The following is a 20684-nucleotide window of genomic DNA, read 5'->3' on the forward strand; positions in this document are numbered from 1 at the left end:
ATTTTCTCCCTTTTCTTATCCTATTGCAACTTCCTCTTCCGAATATCTCGCTCTTGGCTCTGTCCGGCTCACCCACATAGAAAGCAATGTAATGATTCCAACTCTTCCTATAAACATAACTAAGATAATAACACCTTTTCCTGCTATGCTGAGCTCAGGAGTAATTCCTGTAGAAAGTCCAACGGTTCCGAAAGCGGAAACCACTTCAAACAGAAGCTGCATAAAACTATATTCCGGCTCCAATATACACATAAAAAACACAGCGATACATACAACCGTTCCCGAAAGTATCGTAATCATAAACGCTTTTGTAATATTCTGCTCTGATATATTCCGATGAAACGCATGTACCATTCCTTTCGTACATGTTCCCCTTATCTTCTGAAACATGATAAAGAATGTACTTGTCTTAATACCCCCACCTGTGGAACCGGGAGAAGCACCTATGAACATCAAAATACACAATACAAATAAACCTGCGTTTGTAAACTCTCCAATCGGGTATGTGGAAAATCCGGCTGTTCTTGCAGAAACACTTTGAAAGAACGCTCCTAGCCATGTAACGTTTTCGGTCAACTTCAATATAACCGTTCCAGCAACTATCAAAATGAAACTTGTGACAATGACCACCTTAGAATGTAAAGTCAATTTGCGAAAACGTTTTTGCTTTAACATATCCAAAATCACAAGGAATCCCAATCCTCCAAAGATAATCAGAATACAGGTTGTCAGATTCAAAAGAACATTATCCTGATAAATCGTAAGGTTCCTAAGTCCTCCTAAAATATCAAATCCTGAGTTATTAAATGCCGCAATTGAATGGAATATACTGATTCCCACTGCATGAACCGTATCGTAATCCTGGCTGAAAACAAAAAAACTTAAGATAGCGCCTCCGGCTTCAAAGCACAGCGTCATTAGCAATACCGCTTTCACCAGCTTCACGATACCCTTATAGCTTTCGATATTCAGCGCTTCTTTCACCATCATTCGGCTCTTGATTCCGACTCTTTTTCTTGCCACAAGCATAAGCCCCACGCCAAGCGAGGTTACTCCCAGCCCGCCAATCTGTATTAATGCTGCCACAATCCCCTGACCAAAGGCAGTGAAATGATCTGCTGTATCAATCGCGATCAAACCTGTTACGCACACTGCGCTGGTAGAGGTAAATAACGCATCGATGGCAGATACTTCTGCTCCATCTTTTACGGATATCGGAAGGAGCAGCAGAATCATACCAAACAGTATGACAGCTGCAAATCCTCCCACAATCATTCTGCCTGGAGGCTGATTTCTTAAAAACATACTTATCTTTTTCATTTTCCTTTTCGTCCTGTCTTTCTTTTTTGAATCCTTTCTTTATGTTCTTCCCACCATACCCATAGTGGTCCGGCTATACAAATAGAAGAATAACATCCTGAAATGAGTCCTGCCAAAAGTGGAAGTGAAAAATTCGTGATGGATTCCATTCCATACACTACGGAAACTACAAAAATAACAAATGCGCACAGAACCACAGTAAATGCTGTGTTTATAGAGCGTTGTAAGGTCTCTGTCGTACTGATATCCACCAACTCTGCCAGTGTGCTTTTATTTTTTGCACCACTTCTGTGTTCCCTGATTCTATCATATAACACGATTGTATCGTTGATTGAATATCCGATAATCGTCAAAGTAACAGCCACAAATGCATCGTTCACAGGAATCTTGAAAATTCCAAAGATAAACAACACAATGAGGATATCGTGAAGCAACGCGATCACCGCGGTAACTCCTGATGCCAGTCCTCCCAATGCTGAAAACCGCACTCGGATATACACTACAATAAAGAGAAATGACAAAACAATCGCAATCGCTGAGTTTTTCAATGCCTTCGCACCAATATATGGTTCTATCGCCGATGTCTCCGCCGTCTCAAACTGATTTGTATTTCCCTCATTGATCGTATTCAGGATCTCTTTTTGTTGTTCCGGTGTCAGTCCTTTCTTCCCTGATAATGTAATTACCAGATTCTTTTCCCCTGTAGCCGAATTTTTTGCAGTCTGTACATTGACATTTCTGTCTACAACATCCTGAACCTCTTTTTGGATCTTTCCGGTATCAGCCTCTCCGCTATAGGTATATCTTAAGATGACTCCGCCGGTGAATTGGGTATCTAATTTCATTCCATTTACCGAACTCCAAATTACTCCGGCCATAAGCAGCACAACACTTGTCAGGAAGAAATATTTTTTTGTTTCTGCAAATTTCAGAATCTTTTTTTCTTTCTTTTTGCGGAACCATTTTTCCTGATTGAAGATCTTATATCTTATAACCGAATTCAACATATATCTGGACATCCATACACCTGCAAGCAGGTTGATGATAACTCCTGTGAGCAGTGTGTATCCAAAGCTCAGCATCGTGCCGGAGCCTAGCACCATCAAAATTCCAGCTACTACAGCCGTCGTAACATTTCCATCCAAAACAGATGAAAAAGCACGCTTATATCCATTCTTTACCGCCGTTCGGACCGAATTTCCTTTTTTCAGCTCCTCACTGATTCGCTCACTGATAATAATATTGGCATCCACCGCCATGCCCGCTGATAAAATTAACCCTGCAATTCCGGGCAGTGTGATTGTATACTGCGGAACCGAAATAACCAAAACCTGTAGTGCTACCTGAAATGCCAGTGTCAGACAGCTGATCACTCCCGGAAGGCGATACCACGCAATCATAAACAGGCAAGTCAATACCAATGCAATCTCAGCAGCCAGTGCCATCGCATTTAACGCCTTATTTCCAAGTGTCGGGCTGATTGTATTGTAATTGGTCGTCTCCATTGAAAACGGAAGCGCTCCTGAATTAATCTTATCGGAAAGATTCTGCGCTTCTTCCTGTGAAGCCATCCCTGTAATTTCAGCTTTCCCGCCTGTTATTTTTGCATTGACAGTCGGATTTGAAATCAGCTCTTCATCCATGTAAATCCCCATAGACTGTCCGACAAGCTTCTCTGTCGCATCTGCAAATTTCTTTGCACCCTTACTCGTAAATTCCAGCTCTACGACATACCGATTCTGTCGATCCACCGCCACCTGACTTTTGGAAACATCCGACCCTTTCACATACACTGTGTTATCTTCTCCTCGAAATGTCAACTCTGCCATCTCTCCAAGTTCCTGAATGGCGGTTTCCGGATTAAAATCTTTTTCATCAGATTTCCACGGAAATCTCACAATAATATCTCCCGCCTTTTTGTCCACCGTTACTTCTCTGTCTAAAATATTCTGTGCATCCAATCGGGTCTCTATTACATCTCTTGCCATTTCCAACTGTTCCTTAGTCGGCTTTGTTTTTAACCCTGCCGGTTCAAAGACCGCCTCTACGCCTCCGCGAATATCGATTCCAAAACGCATATCGCGAATCCCTTTGATACTGTCTCCGCATCCAAAGATTGCCAGGCACACAAAAAAAGCGATTACTACAAGAGCAATCCAAATATGTAATTTTTTATTTTTCATTTTCTCGCTTTCCTTCTTTACTTCTCTCTAATCTTCAAAGGCAAAAGCAAGTCCTCTCTTTTTCCCATCCTTTTTGAGCAAAACACTTTGCTCCCATAGGAACCTCTCGAAGGGGAATGAATAGAATTGAATATACGACAAATAGACTCTCTTCAGACATATCCCCAAAGAGAATATAAGAATCACAAAGAATTCAATTGATAATCGCTGAACATTCTTACGCTGTTCAAACTTTTGGGCAGAAAACGCTTCTTTCTGATTTTCCGAACGTAGATAACTGTCATGGAGAATTTGCACCCCCATATCATCTGTGTACTTTGTTTCTGTTCGTATGTTTGAAGTTGTTCTCCCCGCAAACGAATCCATATCTCGAAACTGTAAAAAAGAAGGGAGAAAAAGACCGAATATTACAATCAAAACGGTTACGCCAAAAACTTTTAATTTATTTTCCATTGTCTTCTCCCTTCCTATCTTCTCAAAGTATATTGAGATTAACACTAAACCAGCTATATGTCAATACAAAAATTTTCTTAGATGCAGCATCTACCTAAAAAACCCCCTTACGCTTTCATTGCGTAAGGGGTTCTGTTATTGAAACTAATGAAGTTTCTACACCTGTTCTATACGGTGTATTACTTGTTATTGATAGCAGCCTGTGCAGCAGCTAATCTTGCGATTGGCACACGGAATGGTGAGCAAGAAACGTAGTCTAAGCCAATCTTGTGGCAGAATTCTACAGAACTTGGATCTCCACCGTGTTCTCCACAGATACCTACGTGAAGGTTTGAATTAACTGGTTTTCCTAATTTAATAGCTGTTTCCATTAATTTACCTACACCGATCTGGTCTAATTTAGCAAATGGATCGTTTTCAAAGATTTTTGCATCATAGTAAGCATCTAAGAACTTACCAGCATCATCACGAGAGAATCCATATGTCATCTGTGTTAAATCGTTTGTACCGAAGCAGAAGAAGTCTGCCTGTTTTGCGATCTCATCAGCTGTAAGGGCAGCTCTTGGGATCTCGATCATAGTACCAACTTCGTATGCAAGCTCAACACCTGCTGCAGCGATTTCAGCATCTGCAGTCTCTACTACCATATCTTTTACATATTTTAATTCTTTTGCGTCACATGACAATGGGATCATGATCTCTGGTTTTACTTTCCAGTCGCTGTGTGCTTTCTGTACATTGATAGCAGCACGGATAACAGCTTTTGTCTGCATCTTAGCAATCTCTGGATATGTTACAGCAAGACGAAGTCCTCTGTGTCCCATCATTGGGTTGAACTCATGTAAAGAATCAATGATTGCTTTAATCTGTTCAACTGTTTTTCCTTGAGTATCTGCAAGTTTCTTAATGTCTTCCTCTGTTGTAGGAACGAACTCATGAAGCGGTGGATCTAAGAAACGGATTGTAACCGGATTTCCTTCTAATGCTTCATATAATGCTTCGAAATCTCCCTGTTGTTCTGGAAGGATTTTTTCAAGAGCAGCTTCTCTTTCTTCTAATGTCTCAGAACAGATCATTTCACGGAATGCATCGATTCTGTTTCCTTCGAAGAACATGTGCTCTGTACGGCAAAGACCGATACCTTCTGCACCAAGCTCACGAGCTTTTCTTGCATCTGCAGGAGTATCTGCGTTTGTTCTAACTTTTAATGTTCTGTATTTGTCAGCCCATCCCATGATTCTTCCGAATTCTCCAGCGATTGTAGCATCTACTGTTGGGATTACTCCGTCGTAAATATTACCTGTAGATCCGTCAAGAGAAATGAAATCTCCTTCATGGTATTCTTTTCCAGCTAATTTGAATTTCTTATTAGCTTCGTCCATTGTGATGTCACCACAACCAGATACACAGCATGTACCCATACCACGTGCTACAACGGCAGCGTGAGATGTCATACCACCACGTACTGTCAAGATACCCTGAGCAGCTTTCATACCTTCGATATCTTCTGGAGATGTTTCAAGACGAACAAGAACAACTTTTTCTCCTCTTGCAGCCCATTCTTTTGCATCGTCAGCTGTGAATACGATTTTACCGCATGCAGCTCCTGGAGATGCTCCAAGTGCTTTTGCAACTGGTGCAGTAGCTTTTAATGCAGCAGCATCAAATTGTGGGTGAAGTAATGTATCTAAGTTACGAGGATCGATCATAGCAACTGCTTCTTCCTCTGTTCTCATACCTTCATCTACTAAGTCACAAGCGATTTTCAAAGCAGCCTGAGCTGTTCTCTTACCGTTACGTGTCTGTAACATGTATAATTTACCGTGTTCTACTGTAAATTCCATGTCCTGCATATCCCTGTAGTGTTTTTCCAAAGTCTGGCAAACTTCTTTGAACTGTACGAATGCTTCTGGGAATTTTTGTTCCATTTCTGAAATGTGCATTGGTGTACGAACACCAGCAACAACGTCTTCACCTTGTGCATTTGTAAGGAATTCTCCAAATAAACCATTATTTCCTGTAGCTGGGTCACGAGTAAATGCAACACCTGTACCACAATCATCTCCCATGTTACCAAATGCCATCATCTGTACGTTAACAGCTGTTCCCCAAGAATATGGGATATCGTTGTCACGACGGTATACGTTAGCACGTGGGTTGTCCCAAGAACGGAATACAGCTTTTACTGCTCCCATTAACTGTTCTTTTGGATCTGCTGGGAAATCTTCACCGATTTTTTCTTTATATTCAGCTTTGAACTGCTCTGCAAGCTCATGAAGATCTTCTGCAGTAAGCTCAACGTCCTGAGTTACTCCTCTGTCTTCTTTCATCTTGTCGATTAATTCTTCGAAGTATTTTTTACCTACTTCCATAACTACGTCAGAGTACATCTGGATAAATCTTCTGTAGCAGTCCCAAGCCCAACGAGCATTTCCTGATGCAGAAGCTAAAGTTTCTACAACTTCTTCATTTAAACCAAGGTTCAAGATTGTATCCATCATACCTGGCATAGAAGCTCTTGCTCCTGAACGAACAGATACAAGAAGTGGATTCTCTTTATCACCGAATTTCTTTCCTGTGATCTCTTCCATTTTAACGATTGCTTCCATGATCTGTTCCATGATCTCATCGTTAATCTTTCTTCCATCTTCATAGTACTGAGTACAAGCATCTGTAGTGATTGTGAAACCTTGTGGTACTGGAAGACCTAATTTTGTCATCTCAGCAAGGTTAGCACCTTTACCACCAAGAGTGTTTCTCATGGTTGCGTCACCTTCTGTGAACATATAAACCCATTTTGTCATGTCTTTGTGACCTCCTAAATAATATTTTTATTAATACACCGCACGAAAAAGACGACTTTCTACCCAAAGTCGATTTTCTATGCTTTATATTATTAACGGGTATAATACGACATTTTTCGTCGTATCTTCATTCTATACGGTTTTTCAGGGTTCGTCAAGGCTTTTTGTTCAATTGGGGACGTAGTAAAATTGAATTTTACTACGTCCCCAATTGAAAATATCCCTGTCCCTTTTTGAACAGTTTTTCTATCCTTCTTTCAGGAAAACTTTATATCCTTTGTAGGCTTCATAAATATCTGCTTTACTTACAATTTCCCATGGAGCATGCATATTCAACACTGCTACTCCACTGTCTATCACTTCCATTCCATACGCAGCCAGAATATACGCAATAGTACCTCCTCCCCCCGCGTCTACCTTTCCTAATTCTGCAGTCTGAAAAACTATCTGATTCTTTTCTAATATATTTCTCAAATGTGCAATATACTCTGCATTTGCATCATTAGAACCACTTTTCCCTCTGCTCCCCGTATATTTATTAAATATGAGTCCTCTTCCAAAATAAGCAGTATTCTCCTTTTCGTATACACTCTCATACATCGGATCAAATGCCGCACTCACATCACAAGATAGCATTTTTGAATTTGACAATACTCTTCTTAATTTTAATTCAGAATATTCTCCCATTCTATCAATAATTTCAGCAACTGTGTTTTCAAAAAATTTCGAATGCATTCCCGTAGCACCGACACTCCCTATTTCTTCTTTATCCACCAACAAGCAACAGGTTGTTCGTTTGACCCCTTCAGTATCAAGTATTGCTAGAAGCGATGTAAAAGCACATGCTCTATCATCCTGTCCGTATCCTATAATCATACTTCTATCTATTCCACAGTCTTTCGCTTTTCCAGCCGGAACAATTTCTAATTCTGCAGAAACAAAATCATCTTCCTCAATATCATACATTTTTTTCAAGAGCCCAAGTATATTTTCCTTCACTGCTTCTTTTTCAATACCTTTCATTGGTTTATTTCCGACAATCAAATCCAATTTTTCACCTTCGATTACTTTGTCTGCTTTATTTTCCATCTGTTCTGCTGATAAATGCACCAATAAATCTGTAATCACAAAAATTGGTTCTTCGTCTTTTTCACCGATTACAATTTCCTGTTTTGTACCATCTTTGCGTACGACAACACCATGTATCGCCAGCGGCAATGCCACCCACTGGTATTTTTTTATTCCTCCATAATAATGGGTATCTAAATAGGCAAATTCTCCAGCTTCATACAACGGATTTTGCTTCACATCAATACGAGGTGAGTCTATATGCGCACCTAAAATATTGAGACCAGTCTCAATATTTTCTTTTCCAATCTGAAATAACACAATTGTTTTCTCCATACATACAGAATACACTTTATCTCCTACTTTCAACGGCTCTTTCCCTTTTATGATTTCCTGCAAATCTCTGTACCCTGCCTTTTGCGCTAATTGAATAGTAGCCTTTATGCATTCCCTTTCCGTTTTTCCAAAATTCAGATATTGTTTGTATGCATCGTTCACTTGCTCCAATTTCACATATTCATCTTGAGTATATGATTTCCATAAATTTTTCTTAGTCATACTATCCTCCCTTTCAATTGGGGACGTAGTAAAATTCAATTTTATTACGTCCCCAATTGAATACTCTGTCTCTAAATTGCATCTATCCCTGTCTTTTTATCCTATCCAATAATTTTCAATTTCAATTCATCATAAATCTTATTCAACACTTTATTCGATATTTTCAGCTCTTCTTTTAATCTCTTTTTATATACTTTCCTTAATTCACCCTCTTCCAAAATTTCCATAGCATTTTCCACCCCTTTTTCTTTTTGAAGCTCCCACAAGAGTAACAAAGCTTTTTCTTTTCTCTGAATGTAAACTTCTTCTTTGCTATCCATAAATATATCCGGATTTTGGGGTTGATGATATTGCTGGAATTCTTTCCAATCATGAAATTTCGTTTTGTAATGTTTGATTGCATTTTCATGTAGTATATCCACAATTTCATTCATATAATCTTTAATACTGCTATACTTATAATCCATTAAGCCTGACACCATGCAGGCTTTCACAGGATTCGTATGTATATATTTTAAGCAATTCCAAAAATACCGTTCACTTTCAATACATTCACTTCCAAAGCGGTTTTGAAATACATGACCATTTCTATTATTTTTATAATTATAATATTGCGCGTATTTTGCCAAGACTTTTGACATAAACATAGATAATTCTTTTAAGTCCGATTTAATTAGCAGATGTGCATGATTTGACATGATACAGTAAGAATATATTTCAACACCATATTCTTTTAAATATTTTCTGATAATTCTTTTAAAATAATTTTTTTCTCTCGGTTGACCAAATATCTTTTCTTTATTTATTCCTCTGACATAAATATGATAAAATCTTGTGCTGCTTTCTCTTCTTGGTCTGTGCGGCACTCCTCTTCCCTCCTTACATTTAGGGACAGGGATAGATGCAATTTAGGGACACCACTTTTTTCAATTGGGGACGTAGTTAAATTCAATTTTACTACGTCCCCAATTGATTAAAATTCAAATTTTTTCTCAAAATATGTTTTTAAATCTTCAATCTTAACTCGTTCCTGTTCCATAGTATCTCTATCACGAACAGTAACCGCTCCGTCTTCTTCTGATTCAAAATCATATGTAATACAGAACGGTGTTCCGATTTCATCCTGACGACGGTAACGTTTTCCAATATTTCCACGATCATCAAATTCACAGTTATAATATTTTGACAACTGTGCAAATACTTTCTCCGCACCCTCGTTTAATTTCTTAGACAACGGAAGCACACCTATCTTGATCGGAGCAAGCGCCGGATGGAAGTGAAGTACTGTACGAACATCTCCACCTTCTAATTCTTCTTCATCATAAGCACTGCAAAGGAATGCAAGTACCATACGGTCTGCACCAAGTGACGGCTCAATAACGTATGGAATATATTTTTCTTTCTTCTCATCATCAAAATAAGTCATATCCTGTTTTGATACTTCCTGATGCTGTGTTAAGTCGTAATCTGTTCTGTCTGCGATTCCCCACAGTTCTCCCCAGCCAAATGGGAATAAAAATTCTACGTCAGTTGTAGCCTTGCTGTAGAAGCAAAGTTCTTCTGCTGAATGGTCTCTTGCTTTGATTTCTTCTTCTTTAATTCCAAGTGATTTCAACCAGTCAAGGCAGAATTGTTTCCAGTATGCAAACCATTCCAAATCCGTTCCAGGTTCACAGAAAAATTCTAATTCCATCTGCTCAAATTCTCTTGTCCGGAATGTGAAGTTCCCCGGTGTGATCTCGTTACGGAATGATTTACCGATCTGACCAATACCAAATGGAATTTTCTTTCTGGATGTACGCTGTACATTTTTAAAGTTTACAAAGATTCCCTGCGCAGTCTCCGGTCTTAAATATACTGTATTTTTTGCGTCTTCTGTTACCCCCTGGAAAGTCTTAAACATCAGGTTAAACTGACGAATCTCTGTAAAATTGTGTTTTCCACATGTCGGACATGGAACATTGTGCTCTGTAATCCAAGCTTCCATCTGCTCTTTTGACCACGAATCCACACTTTCTGTCAGTTCGATTCCATTTTCTTCTGCAAAACTTTCAATCAACTGGTCTGCACGAAATCTCTCTTTACATTCTTTACAATCCATAAGCGGATCACTGAATCCTCCCAAATGTCCGGAAGCCACCCATGTCTGTGGATTCATCAAGATTGCACAATCCACACCTACATTATATGGATTTTCCATGATAAATTTCTGCCACCATGCTCTTTTCACATTGTTTTTCAATTCCACACCAAGGTTTCCATAATCCCATGTATTTGCAAGCCCTCCGTAAATCTCAGATCCCGGATATACAAATCCTCTTGATTTCGCAAGTGCTACAATTTTTTCCATTGTTTTTTCCATCTTATTCATTCCTCTCATTTCGAATTTCTTAATGTGTTTCATTATACCGTTAAAGTGCTGATTTTTCAACCCTCTTTCCTAAGCCCTCAGGAAAGCAGGCACATTTCCAAAATTTCTAGTGATTTAAATCGTTTATCCACATACATTCCCGTATATTGTTTCATAATCTTTCCAAGCTGTTTCAGCACCTCATCTGACACAACAAACGTATACAGTTTCTCAATCGTAGAAGTTACTACATACTGCATCGTATAAAGAGTCGAACTATTGATCAGGATTCCATCAGACACTGTGCGCCTGCACTTTTCACATACAATCCCTCGATTTCTGCTGCTGAACAAAACACCTTGCTCCTGCGTACCGCACCCTGTACAGTGAAACACATCCGGATACTCTCCGTTTACAACCAGCGTCTTCAATTCGAATATGTACCTCACCAGTTCTCTCGGAATCTTATTTGAAGATAATGCCCGCAATGTCTGATACAAAAGCCTTAGCATCTGCCGCTCGTCATTGTGTTCTTTCGTATAATAATCGGCAAACTCCATAAAATAAAATCCATAGTAAGCCCCCTCTAAATCCGTTGCAAGTTCCATAAAATAATTGGAAATGTTTGCCTGCAGCAGATTATAGGAACTTCTTCCCTCATACAAAACGAATTCGCCAAAAGAAAAAGGATTCGTCGCGCCAAGAAGATGGCTGTTCTGTCTTCTTGCCCCTTTTGCGAACGCTGAAATCTTTCCTTTTTCTTTTGTCAAAATCACAATTCTTTTATCATTCTCACCGATAGGTGATGCGGACAGTATCATCCCCGTCACTGTTACTGACTGACTCAAGTGTTCTCTCTCCCACGTTTCTATTTTTCGGCTGCACACAGGAATATTCCTCTTTGCCAATTCCCTTGTAAGACAAATAATCTGTCACGCAGCCTGTCTTTGTAAATGTTTCCCACCAATCTGTTTTCGTCATGAAAAATCCCTCCTTTGTGCTTCTAACATTAGGATTTCCCATTCGACCGTTTCCATACTGAGACTATCTGCCAGTTCTTTTTGCGCCGCAACCCCTTGACAAGTTTATTCTTCGTCGTTTTTATATCCAAAATTCTGAATCAAGAAGTCACTGTCTCTCCAGTCTTTCTTCACCTTCACCCACAACTGCAAGTTTACCTTGCAATCCAAAAGACGCTCAATCTCAAATCTGGCGGTACTTCCTATCTTCTTTAACATGCTTCCCTGTTTTCCGATGATGATTCCTTTATGTGAATCACGCTCACAAATGATCGTTGCATCGATGTCCATCACTTTCTTTCGCGCTTTCATACGGTCAATCGACACTGCAATTCCATGCGGAATTTCCTCATTCAGACAGTGCAGCGCCTTTTCACGAATCAATTCCGATACAATCTGGCGCTCCGGCTGATCTGTAACCGTATCCTCATCATAGAACTGTGGACCATACGGCAGATACTGCAAAATCACTTTCACAAGCTCATCTGTGTTCTCCCCGCTTCTTGCCGACACCGGAACAATCTCTGCAAAATCATATATTTTACGATATGCATCTATAAACGCCAGCACTTCTTCTCTTTTTACCATATCTACTTTATTAATTACCAGCACAACCGGCGTCTTTACTTTTTTTAACTGGTCTGCGATGTGTTTCTCCCCTGCCCCGATAAAGGTAGACGGTTCCACAAGCCAAAGTACGACATCGACTTCATTCAATGTCCGCTCCGCCACATTCACCATATATTCCCCAAGCTTATTTTTCGCCTTGTGGATCCCAGGTGTATCCACAAAGACAGTCTGACCTTCCTCCGTTGTCAAAACGGTCTGGATTCGATTTCTTGTTGTCTGCGGTTTGTTCGATGTAATCGCGATCTTCTGTCCGATCAGATAATTCATCAATGTAGATTTCCCTACATTCGGTCTTCCGATCAATGTTACAAAACCTGATTTATAATCTGCTCTCATAGCTTCTCCTATCTGTATATTTTCCGCTGCTTACACAGCTAAACTCCTCACTTATAACCGAACTGTTAAAATAAACTTTTTGTCTCTTTAAACAAGCTCTTCTGCTCCTCAATTTTCTCTTCACTTCCGATTACGCAGATCTGATTGCTTCCAAGAACTGCCTCAACCACTTCCGCCAGCGCTCGGATATCCTCTTCGTTTGCATCCAAAATCTGTGCTCTCTCCTCTTCGATCATCTGTGCCGTCACATGATTCATATAAAGATTCATAGAACGCTCTCCTTTTAATGCCGGAGTCATCGGCTGATCAATATTGCTGATCGTTCCGATAATATATTTCGTCATGTCCCGTTCTCCTACTGAGAATTGTCTCAGATATTCTGCCACACCTTCGTAAATCTCATTTGTCTTTTCCAGATTCGGATCGCGATAAGACACAAAGTAACCATCTCCGATTCTTGTGAAATTACTCATGCATCCATATGCGCCACCTTTTACACGGACGTTCTGCCACAGATAATCATAACTTAAAATCACTTTCAAAATCTGGAGAGCTCCAGTATAAGAAGCTCCACCGTCAATAAAGTTTCCTGCGCGAGCTACATACTGTACTTTGGACGATGTCTTAAATCCTTCATTTTTCTTTTCACAGTGAATCACACAAGGCTTCCCCTGTACAGGCTCCGTAAATAATTTCGCCTTCAATTCACTCACAAGCTTTTCCAAATCTTCCATTCCTTCTCTTGCAGCCGTGTAACTTACCATCATATTTTCCGGACGGAACAGTAATTTCGTAAGTGTCTGCAGATTCTTTATCAAAGTATCTTTCTCTTCCTCAAAATGCTCTTCAATCTGTTTTACAATCTCATAGTATCCGATTCCTGATGTCAGGTCTTTCAACTTTGACAACGGAGATGCATACGACATTGCACGCAGAGCCGCTGTTGTATGTCCGGAAGACTGAAAACGCATCTGCAGTCTTGATTTTGCCATGGAAAGAATCTCTTTCAGACGTTTTTCATCTGTCAGTTTCGACTCTGTTAAAATCTCCTGCATCATACGGAATGCAACCGGAAGTTTTCCATATAAGGCTTTTGTCTTGATCTCAAACGTTGCCTTGAACTCTTTTTCTTTCACCTTTTCTACATTCGGATACAATTCAAGCGACGTCCCGATACCACCTGTGTGTACATTGATCTCATTGAACAACTCACCATATTCATAGTTATTTGTGTCAATAATCCCGAGTACCGCCTGCAAAATTCCTGCATACGGAAGCATTTCTTCTGATACTCCTGACAGATCGAACAATAAATCCACATATCCGATTCCATTTGTCTCAATCTCGTGATAAATAACCGGCGTGCTGTCAAAATCCAGCACTTCATTATAAATCGGCGCAATCTCACGGCTGATATCTTCTCTTCTCAGCACTGGAATTTTTTCTAAATCTTCTGCTGCCGACGGCTCTTCCTGATACTGCTGCAATTGTTTCGTATCCCGTACCATTTTTTCGACTTCTTCGTCACTCAATCCTTCTTTATAATTCTGCAGTTTTTCTTCCAGCTCTCTGTCCATTCTTGCAGTTCGCCCTTTTTCCGGTTTCACTACAACAATCGCTCCATGTGTGTTGTCAAGCAGATATTTCTGGATTAACTTCTCAAAATATCCGTTCTCTATATTTTCCTTCAGGAATTCAAATGTCTCAATTGCCTCCACATGAATAAATGGTTTCTCATCATCATACAGCCAGCTGTCAAAAATCTGAAGTCCATACATCAGCCCTTTTGGATAATTTCCAAAATCAGCCTCACGATAACGGAATTCATGATAATTGATACCTGCTTCCAGCGCCTTCGTATCCATTCCCTTTTTCACGATCTCTGACAATGTTCGTTCCACAATAGAAAGAAACTCTTCTTTTTGCTCCAAATTTGCATTTTTCGCAATAATCGAGAAAATCGGCTGATAAATTCCATTGTCATACGATCCCATAATATCTTTTCCGATACCGGCATCCACAAGCGCCTTCTTAAGCGGTGCGCCCGGTGCAGATAAAAGTGCATAGTCCAAAACCTGAAATGCCAGATACAATTCGCGGTCAAGACTTGTTCCGATTACTTTATTGTATGATAAATAAGTATTATCCTCCTCCGACTCGTCACTTGCGATCGAATATTCCATCTCAATCTCTTTTACAGCATCAAATGGCGCCTGCTCTCTGATTGCAGAATCAATCTGCAGTGTATCAAACTTCGACAGATACTCCCGATCCAGCCATTCCAGCTTTTCTTCCATATCCATGTCGCCATACAGATAAATATAGCTGTTGGACGGATGATAATATCTGCTGTGAAATTCTAAGAACTGCTCATACGTAAGCTCTGGAATCACTTCCGGGTCTCCGCCCGACTCATTCGCATAAGAGGTATCTGGAAAAAGCGAATTCAGGATCACACGGTCAAGTACTCCCTCCGGTGAGGAAAATGCTCCTTTCATCTCATTGTACACCACCCCATTATAAGTCAGCGCATCCTCTTTTGATTCCAGATTATAGCTCCATCCCTCCTGACGGAATATCTCATCATACTCATAAATATTCGGATAAAACACCGCATCCATATAAACATGCATCAGATTTTGAAAGTCCTTTTCATTGCAGCTTGCCACCGGATAGACCGTTTTGTCCGGGTAAGTCATCGCATTCAAAAATGTGTTCAACGATCCTTTCACAAGCTCTACAAACGGATCTTTTACCGGAAAATTTTTTGACCCGCACAGCACCGAATGCTCCAAAATGTGCGGAAGTCCTGTACTGTCCTCCGGAGGAGTACGAAACCCAATCGTAAACACCTTATTTTCATCATCATTTTCCATCAAAAGCACTCTCGCTCCGCTTTTTTTATGGCGCAGCAAGTAACCTTCTGACTTCAGATCTTTCAATTCTTTTTGCTGTATCAGCTCGTAGTTTGTCATTACATTTATGTTCATATATTTCCTCTTTTCTCTGTTATAAGCTTTTATTTTTAGTCTTCCCATATATTTCTATTGTAACACAAAAAGAAGAACATCGTAAACTTAAAGTTTACGATGCTCTTTTCCCTTATTTTTTCATTCTCAACACCAGCAGTGTCCCGAGCATTAACGCAATACCAATCGGCAGCGCAATCCATGCACTCTGCACAAATCCGGCAATAATATAAGTCACAAACGATACCGCTGCAGCTGTCATCGCATACGGAAGTTGAGTAGACACGTGATTTACATGGTCACACTGTGCACCTGCCGATGCCATGATCGTCGTGTCAGAAATCGGCGAACAATGATCTCCACAGACCGCACCAGCCATACATGCTGAGATAGAGATAATCATCAGTTCATGGTTCGTATTTGCAAAAATCGCAACTACGATTGGAATTAAAATACCAAAAGTTCCCCATGATGTCCCTGTCGCGAATGCAAGGAAGCATCCAATCAAGAAAATGATCGCTGGCAGAAAGTTCATCAATCCCCCTGCGAACTGCTCTACTGTCGTTGCAACAAATTCTGCTGCTCCAAGACTGTCTGTCATCGCTTTTAATGTCCACGCAAATGTCAGGATCATGATTGCTGGCACCATCGCCTTGAATCCTTCCGGAATACATGACATACAATCCGAGAAATTCAATACTCTGCGTACCACATACAATGCAATCGTTATGATTAGTCCGAAAAAGCTTCCAAGCACAAGACCTACAGATGCATCACTGTTTGAAAATGCCTCCACAAATCCTACTCCATCAAAAAATCCGCCTGTGTAGATCATTCCGATGACACAGCACACAATCAGTGAAAGAATCGGAATCACCAGATCAATTACCTTTCCATTATGATTCACAACACCTTCAGATGCATTTTCATAAGGACGTCCTTCTGTTGTATAGAGATCACCTTTCAACGCATTCATCTCATGTGTTCTCATTGGACCGTAATCTGCTTTGAGCAATACGATTCCAATCATCATCACAATTGTAAGAAGTGCATAAAAATTATATGGTATCGCCTGCATAAAGATTGAAAATCCATCTTCCCCTTCTACAAAACCTGTCACCGCTGCTGCCCACGAAGAAATCGGTGCAATGATGCAGACCGGAGCCGCTGTTGCGTCGATCAAGTAAGACAACTTTGCACGAGACACATTATGTTTGTCTGTTACCGGACGCATCACGCTTCCCACAGTCAGACAGTTAAAATAGTCATCAATAAAAATCAACACACCAAGTGCAATTGTCGCAAGCTGTGCGCCCACACGTGATTTGATATGTTGTCCTGCCCATTCTCCGAATGCTGCGGAACCTCCTGCTCTGTTCATCAAGGAGACCATTGCTCCCAATATCACAAGGAATACCAAAATTCCAACATTATACTTGTCAGAAAGCACGCTGATAATTCCGCCTTCAAAAATATGTACTACCGTTTTTTCAAATGAAAATCCCGAGTAGAGTAATGCTCCTACTAAAATACCAACAAACAATGAACTATATACTTCTTTTGTGATCAACGCAAGAGCAATCGCCACAACGGGAGGGATTAATGCCCAAAAAGTAGCATACAGTTCTGGTTTCGGTGCTTTCTCAGCCGCAAACACCGTCATAGACAGTATCAGCGTCAACACAAAAACACTCGAACACACTGACAATACTTTCTTTTTTGAAATATGCATAAATAAGTTCCTCTCTTTCCTTCAAAGGGTATCTCCCCTGATAATAAAAACCATGAATGACCTTTGTGTAAAAGCACATTCATGGTTCCCGCATACTTATCCTGCATCTTTTCTTTCGTATTCCTAACAAACCAACGATAGCTCTCCACATAAGTGACAGTATATTGCATATTCTGCAATATCCCAGAGATATCTTTCTGGACAAAAAAACATCTCTTCGGCGACTTCCCCTTTCATATGTGACGGCTGTCCAACTTTGCCACACAATACTGATGAAATCCGCACCTCTATCCTTTTAGTCATTCAATTATTAATAGTATATCATAACTTTCCTCGATTGTTAATACTCAATTTAAAATTCTATTGCCCGGTGGCATGCTACTTTGTGTCCTTCTCCAAACTTTTGGAGAACAGGCGTCTCTTTTTTACACTGTTCTGCTGCATATGGACATCGACTGCAAAATGCACAGCCCACAAAATTTTCCGTTCGAATCGGCTGTTCTCCTTTTAATGCCACAAACGTTTTCCTGCTGACATATGGATCCAAAGCCGCTGCAAGCAACGCTTTTGTATAAGGATGCAGCGGATTGGAAAACAATTCTTCTGTCTCTGCCTCCTCTACCAATGTGCCAAGATACATTACTCCCACACGATCCGATATAAACCGCACAACACCAATATCATGCGATATAAAAAGCAGGCTAAGTTTTAGTTCTTTTTGCAGTTTTTTGAGCATGTTTAAAATCTGTGCCTGAATTGATACATCCAAAGCCGATACCGGTTCATCACACACGATCAGTTTTGGCTGTACAACCAGTGCACTTGCAATCCCAAGACGCTGAACCTGTCCTCCGGAAAGCTCATGCGGAAATCGAAAATAATACTCTTTTTCAAGCCCCACACGTCTCAGCACCTCGACTGCCTGATTTCTCCTTTCCTCACGGTCTTTCACACCGTGAATAAAAAGAATATCCTCCAATATACTTCCAATCCTTTGACGCGGATTCAATGCAGACAGTGTATTTTGAAACACCATCTGTATCTCCTTTCGAAACGGGCGAAATTCTTTTTCACTTAGACTGCACAAATCTGTCCCCTCATAAAAAATCGAACCGCTGTCTGTTTTAGTCAATCCTACAATTACCCGTCCGCTTGTCGACTTTCCGCACCCAGACTCTCCTACCAGCCCATAGGTCTCTCCCTTTTTGATATAAAATGACATCCCGTCCACCGCATTCATACGCTCTTTTGAACCAAAAAGTTTTCCTGTATTTCTATATATCGGATATGTTTTTTTCAGATTTTTTACCTCAAGCAAATATTCGCCCATAATCACTCCTCACTTTCCGCATTTCCCTTATCTATATATTTCCAGCATTTTACAAAATGTCCCGAAGTGACTTCTACCAAAGGTGGCTGCTGTCGTTCGCACTTTTTATCAGCGTACTGACATCTCGTGCAAAAATGGCATCCGTCCGGTATCTGCGAAATAGACGGAACCGCTCCATGTATGGTAGGCAATTCCACATCTCTTTCCACTCCCAGGTGCGGAATACATGACAATAATCCTTTTGTATATGGGTGAAGCGGATTGGAAAAAAGCTCCTCTGTCACGGCATCTTCTACAATTTGTCCAAGATACATCACCTTCACGCTGTGGCACAACTGCGACACCGCGCCCATATCATGAGTGATGAACAATACAGACATTCCCATTTTTTCATTCAACTTTCGTATCAGATGTAAAATTTGTTCCTGAATCGTCACATCCAAAGCTGTCGTCGGTTCATCCGCTATCAAAAGCTTTGGCTCACATGCCAGCGCCATCGCAATCATCACCCTCTGCTGCATTCCTCCCGACAACTCAAACGGATATTTTTTCATACAATTTTGTGGATTTGGAATCCCTGTCAATTTCAGCATTTCAACCGAACGTTCCTGCGCCTCTTTTTTGGAAATATTTTTATGAAAAAGAAGAATCTCACTCAACTGTTTTCCAACCGTATGAACCGGGCTCAATGAATTCAATGGATCTTGAAAAATAATAGAAATCTTTTCTCCTCGGATTTTTCGCATCTGAGACAGGGGTCGTTTCAAAAGATCCTCTTTTTCAAAGAGAATCTCTCCTTCATACCGAACAGATGTATCATGCTCTTTCAAACGCAGAATAGACTGGGACATAACACTTTTCCCAGAACCCGATTCTCCTACAATTCCTGTGATTTCTCCCGGATAAACAGAAAAATTTACACCGTCAACTGCCGGAAACCATTTTTTATGGATTGGAAACGACACCTTCAGCCCTTTCATTTCCAACAGTACTTCCTGCTCTCTTTCATTGTTCTTCGCTTGCATTATTTACCTGCTCCTCCTTTCGTTTTAGGATCCAGAAAATCTCTAAGACCGTCTCCCAAAAGATTCAGGCTCAGCACGCATACGATAACAGCAATCCCCGGACATAACATCGTCCAAGGCGCCTTTGAAAAAACAAGTTTGCTCGCCTGAAGCATATTTCCCCAACTTGCCGCCGGCGCCGGGATTCCTGCTCCCAAAAAACTGAGAGATGCTTCCGAGATAATCGCCTGTGCAAAAATGAAAGATGCCTGCACTGTAAGCGGGGAAATAACCCCTGGTAAAACTAATTTCCATAAAATTCTAAAATTGCTAAATCCCTGTACCTTGGCAGCTTCCACATACGGCTGTTCCCGAATAACCAACGCCCTCGCCCTCACTGTTCTGGCAACACTCGGCGTGTAGACAACCGTAAGCGCAATCACTACATTCCAGCTTGATGTGCCTAATGCGGCTATCAGCGCAATCGCCAAAAGAATTCCCGGTATCGCGATCAATCCGTCACAGATCCTCATTAAAATTTGATCTAATATTTTAAAATAGCTTGCATAAATTCCGATCAGTGTTCCAATAACACAGGATAATACGGCTACGCTTCCCCCTACCCAAAGAGAAACCCTTGCCCCATACATCAGACGAATAAAAAGATCTCTCCCAAATTCATCTGTTCCAAATAAATACGCTCCTCCGGGTGCTCTGAAACGCTCGGATACCGACATTGCATTCGGATCGACAGAGCTGATAAGCGGGACAAAAACCGCAGCTGTCAAGATGACAAGAAACCCGATTGTTCCTATTATTAATGCAGGATTTCCCAAAATCCTTTCTTTTGTAAGTTCTCTTTGTTCCTTAAAAATCGTCTTACTTGCCTCCGACATACTTTTACGTGTAAAATACATTTTTCGTCACC

The 20684-nt window shown here is 40.5% G+C and carries 15 protein-coding genes and 1 riboswitch; all 15 genes read right to left on the minus strand.

Going from position 1 to position 20684, the window contains the following annotated elements:
- Positions 1-15: 15 nt before the first annotated feature.
- The 15 genes from ACTQXY_RS04125 to ACTQXY_RS04195 all read right to left on the minus strand — a co-directional run bounded on the left by ACTQXY_RS04125 (position 16) and on the right by ACTQXY_RS04195 (position 20673).
- On the minus strand, positions 16-1320 hold the full coding sequence (locus tag ACTQXY_RS04125; protein ID WP_441658402.1) for a potassium transporter TrkG: 1305 nt from the start codon (positions 1318-1320) through the stop codon (positions 16-18).
- Positions 1317-3503, minus strand: coding sequence for a protein translocase subunit SecD (gene secD, locus ACTQXY_RS04130; protein WP_441658403.1), 2187 nt, complete (start codon positions 3501-3503; stop codon positions 1317-1319). Before secD ends, ACTQXY_RS04125 begins: the two co-directional genes overlap by 4 nt.
- A gap of 27 nt (positions 3504-3530) precedes the next feature.
- Positions 3531-3956: a hypothetical protein gene (locus ACTQXY_RS04135; protein ID WP_441658404.1), complete on the minus strand. Its 426-nt coding sequence runs from the start codon at positions 3954-3956 to the stop codon at positions 3531-3533.
- Between the two features lie 179 nt (positions 3957-4135).
- Positions 4136-6760, minus strand: a complete 2625-nt coding sequence (gene ppdK, locus ACTQXY_RS04140; RefSeq protein ID WP_441658405.1) for a pyruvate, phosphate dikinase — start codon at positions 6758-6760, stop codon at positions 4136-4138.
- Positions 6761-7006: 246 nt separating this feature from the next.
- On the minus strand, positions 7007-8386 hold the full coding sequence (locus tag ACTQXY_RS04145) for an aminopeptidase (protein ID WP_441658406.1): 1380 nt from the start codon (positions 8384-8386) through the stop codon (positions 7007-7009).
- A gap of 101 nt (positions 8387-8487) precedes the next feature.
- The gene (locus ACTQXY_RS04150) at positions 8488-9252 is read right to left on the minus strand and encodes a transposase (RefSeq protein WP_441658407.1); all 765 of its coding nucleotides are present in this window, start codon (positions 9250-9252) and stop codon (positions 8488-8490) included.
- A gap of 107 nt (positions 9253-9359) precedes the next feature.
- Positions 9360-10748 carry a glycine--tRNA ligase gene (locus ACTQXY_RS04155; protein ID WP_022250773.1) on the minus strand — a complete coding sequence of 463 codons (1389 nt, stop codon included), beginning with the start codon at positions 10746-10748 and terminating at the stop codon, positions 9360-9362.
- Between the two features lie 86 nt (positions 10749-10834).
- Positions 10835-11584 carry a DNA repair protein RecO gene (gene recO / locus ACTQXY_RS04160; protein WP_441658408.1) on the minus strand — a complete coding sequence of 250 codons (750 nt, stop codon included), beginning with the start codon at positions 11582-11584 and terminating at the stop codon, positions 10835-10837.
- Entirely contained in the window at positions 11529-11717 is a 189-nt protein-coding gene (locus ACTQXY_RS04165; protein WP_004614447.1) for a hypothetical protein, read from the minus strand. Before ACTQXY_RS04165 ends, recO begins: the two co-directional genes overlap by 56 nt.
- Positions 11718-11821: 104 nt before the next feature.
- On the minus strand, positions 11822-12721 hold the full coding sequence (gene era / locus ACTQXY_RS04170) for a GTPase Era (protein WP_441658409.1): 900 nt from the start codon (positions 12719-12721) through the stop codon (positions 11822-11824).
- Positions 12722-12786: 65 nt separating this feature from the next.
- A complete protein-coding gene (locus ACTQXY_RS04175; RefSeq protein ID WP_441658410.1) occupies positions 12787-15711 on the minus strand; it encodes an insulinase family protein in 2925 nt (974 codons plus the stop codon).
- 112 nt (positions 15712-15823) lie between these two features.
- On the minus strand, positions 15824-17422 hold the full coding sequence (locus tag ACTQXY_RS04180) for a Na+/H+ antiporter NhaC family protein (RefSeq protein ID WP_441658411.1): 1599 nt from the start codon (positions 17420-17422) through the stop codon (positions 15824-15826).
- Positions 17423-17552: 130 nt separating this feature from the next.
- Positions 17553-17720, minus strand: a riboswitch (Lysine riboswitch).
- Positions 17721-17774: 54 nt separating this feature from the next.
- Positions 17775-18752: an oligopeptide/dipeptide ABC transporter ATP-binding protein gene (locus tag ACTQXY_RS04185; RefSeq protein ID WP_441658412.1), complete on the minus strand. Its 978-nt coding sequence runs from the start codon at positions 18750-18752 to the stop codon at positions 17775-17777.
- A 2-nt stretch (positions 18753-18754) separates the two neighbouring features.
- The gene (locus ACTQXY_RS04190; protein ID WP_441658413.1) at positions 18755-19777 is read right to left on the minus strand and encodes an oligopeptide/dipeptide ABC transporter ATP-binding protein; all 1023 of its coding nucleotides are present in this window, start codon (positions 19775-19777) and stop codon (positions 18755-18757) included.
- A complete protein-coding gene (locus ACTQXY_RS04195) occupies positions 19777-20673 on the minus strand; it encodes an ABC transporter permease (protein ID WP_173690873.1) in 897 nt (298 codons plus the stop codon). Before ACTQXY_RS04195 ends, ACTQXY_RS04190 begins: the two co-directional genes overlap by 1 nt.
- Positions 20674-20684 lie beyond the last annotated feature (11 nt).

The sequence above is a fragment of the Faecalimonas sp. LCP19S3_D12 genome, from assembly GCF_052121495.1.
Lineage (GTDB): Bacteria > Bacillota > Clostridia > Lachnospirales > Lachnospiraceae > Faecalimonas.

Coding starts and splice junctions, on each gene's coding strand:
- ACTQXY_RS04125 (WP_441658402.1), bottom strand. CDS start 1,320: ATGAAAAAGATAAGTATGTTTTTAAGAAATCAGCCTCCAGGCAGAATG.
- secD (WP_441658403.1), bottom strand. CDS start 3,503: ATGAAAAATAAAAAATTACATATTTGGATTGCTCTTGTAGTAATCGCT.
- ACTQXY_RS04135 (WP_441658404.1), bottom strand. CDS start 3,956: ATGGAAAATAAATTAAAAGTTTTTGGCGTAACCGTTTTGATTGTAATA.
- ppdK (WP_441658405.1), bottom strand. CDS start 6,760: ATGACAAAATGGGTTTATATGTTCACAGAAGGTGACGCAACCATGAGA.
- ACTQXY_RS04145 (WP_441658406.1), bottom strand. CDS start 8,386: ATGACTAAGAAAAATTTATGGAAATCATATACTCAAGATGAATATGTG.
- ACTQXY_RS04155 (WP_022250773.1), bottom strand. CDS start 10,748: ATGGAAAAAACAATGGAAAAAATTGTAGCACTTGCGAAATCAAGAGGA.
- ACTQXY_RS04165 (WP_004614447.1), bottom strand. CDS start 11,717: ATGACGAAAACAGATTGGTGGGAAACATTTACAAAGACAGGCTGCGTG.
- era (WP_441658409.1), bottom strand. CDS start 12,721: ATGAGAGCAGATTATAAATCAGGTTTTGTAACATTGATCGGAAGACCG.
- ACTQXY_RS04175 (WP_441658410.1), bottom strand. CDS start 15,711: ATGAACATAAATGTAATGACAAACTACGAGCTGATACAGCAAAAAGAA.
- ACTQXY_RS04180 (WP_441658411.1), bottom strand. CDS start 17,422: ATGCATATTTCAAAAAAGAAAGTATTGTCAGTGTGTTCGAGTGTTTTT.
- ACTQXY_RS04185 (WP_441658412.1), bottom strand. CDS start 18,752: ATGGGCGAATATTTGCTTGAGGTAAAAAATCTGAAAAAAACATATCCG.
- ACTQXY_RS04190 (WP_441658413.1), bottom strand. CDS start 19,777: ATGCAAGCGAAGAACAATGAAAGAGAGCAGGAAGTACTGTTGGAAATG.
- ACTQXY_RS04195 (WP_173690873.1), bottom strand. CDS start 20,673: ATGTATTTTACACGTAAAAGTATGTCGGAGGCAAGTAAGACGATTTTT.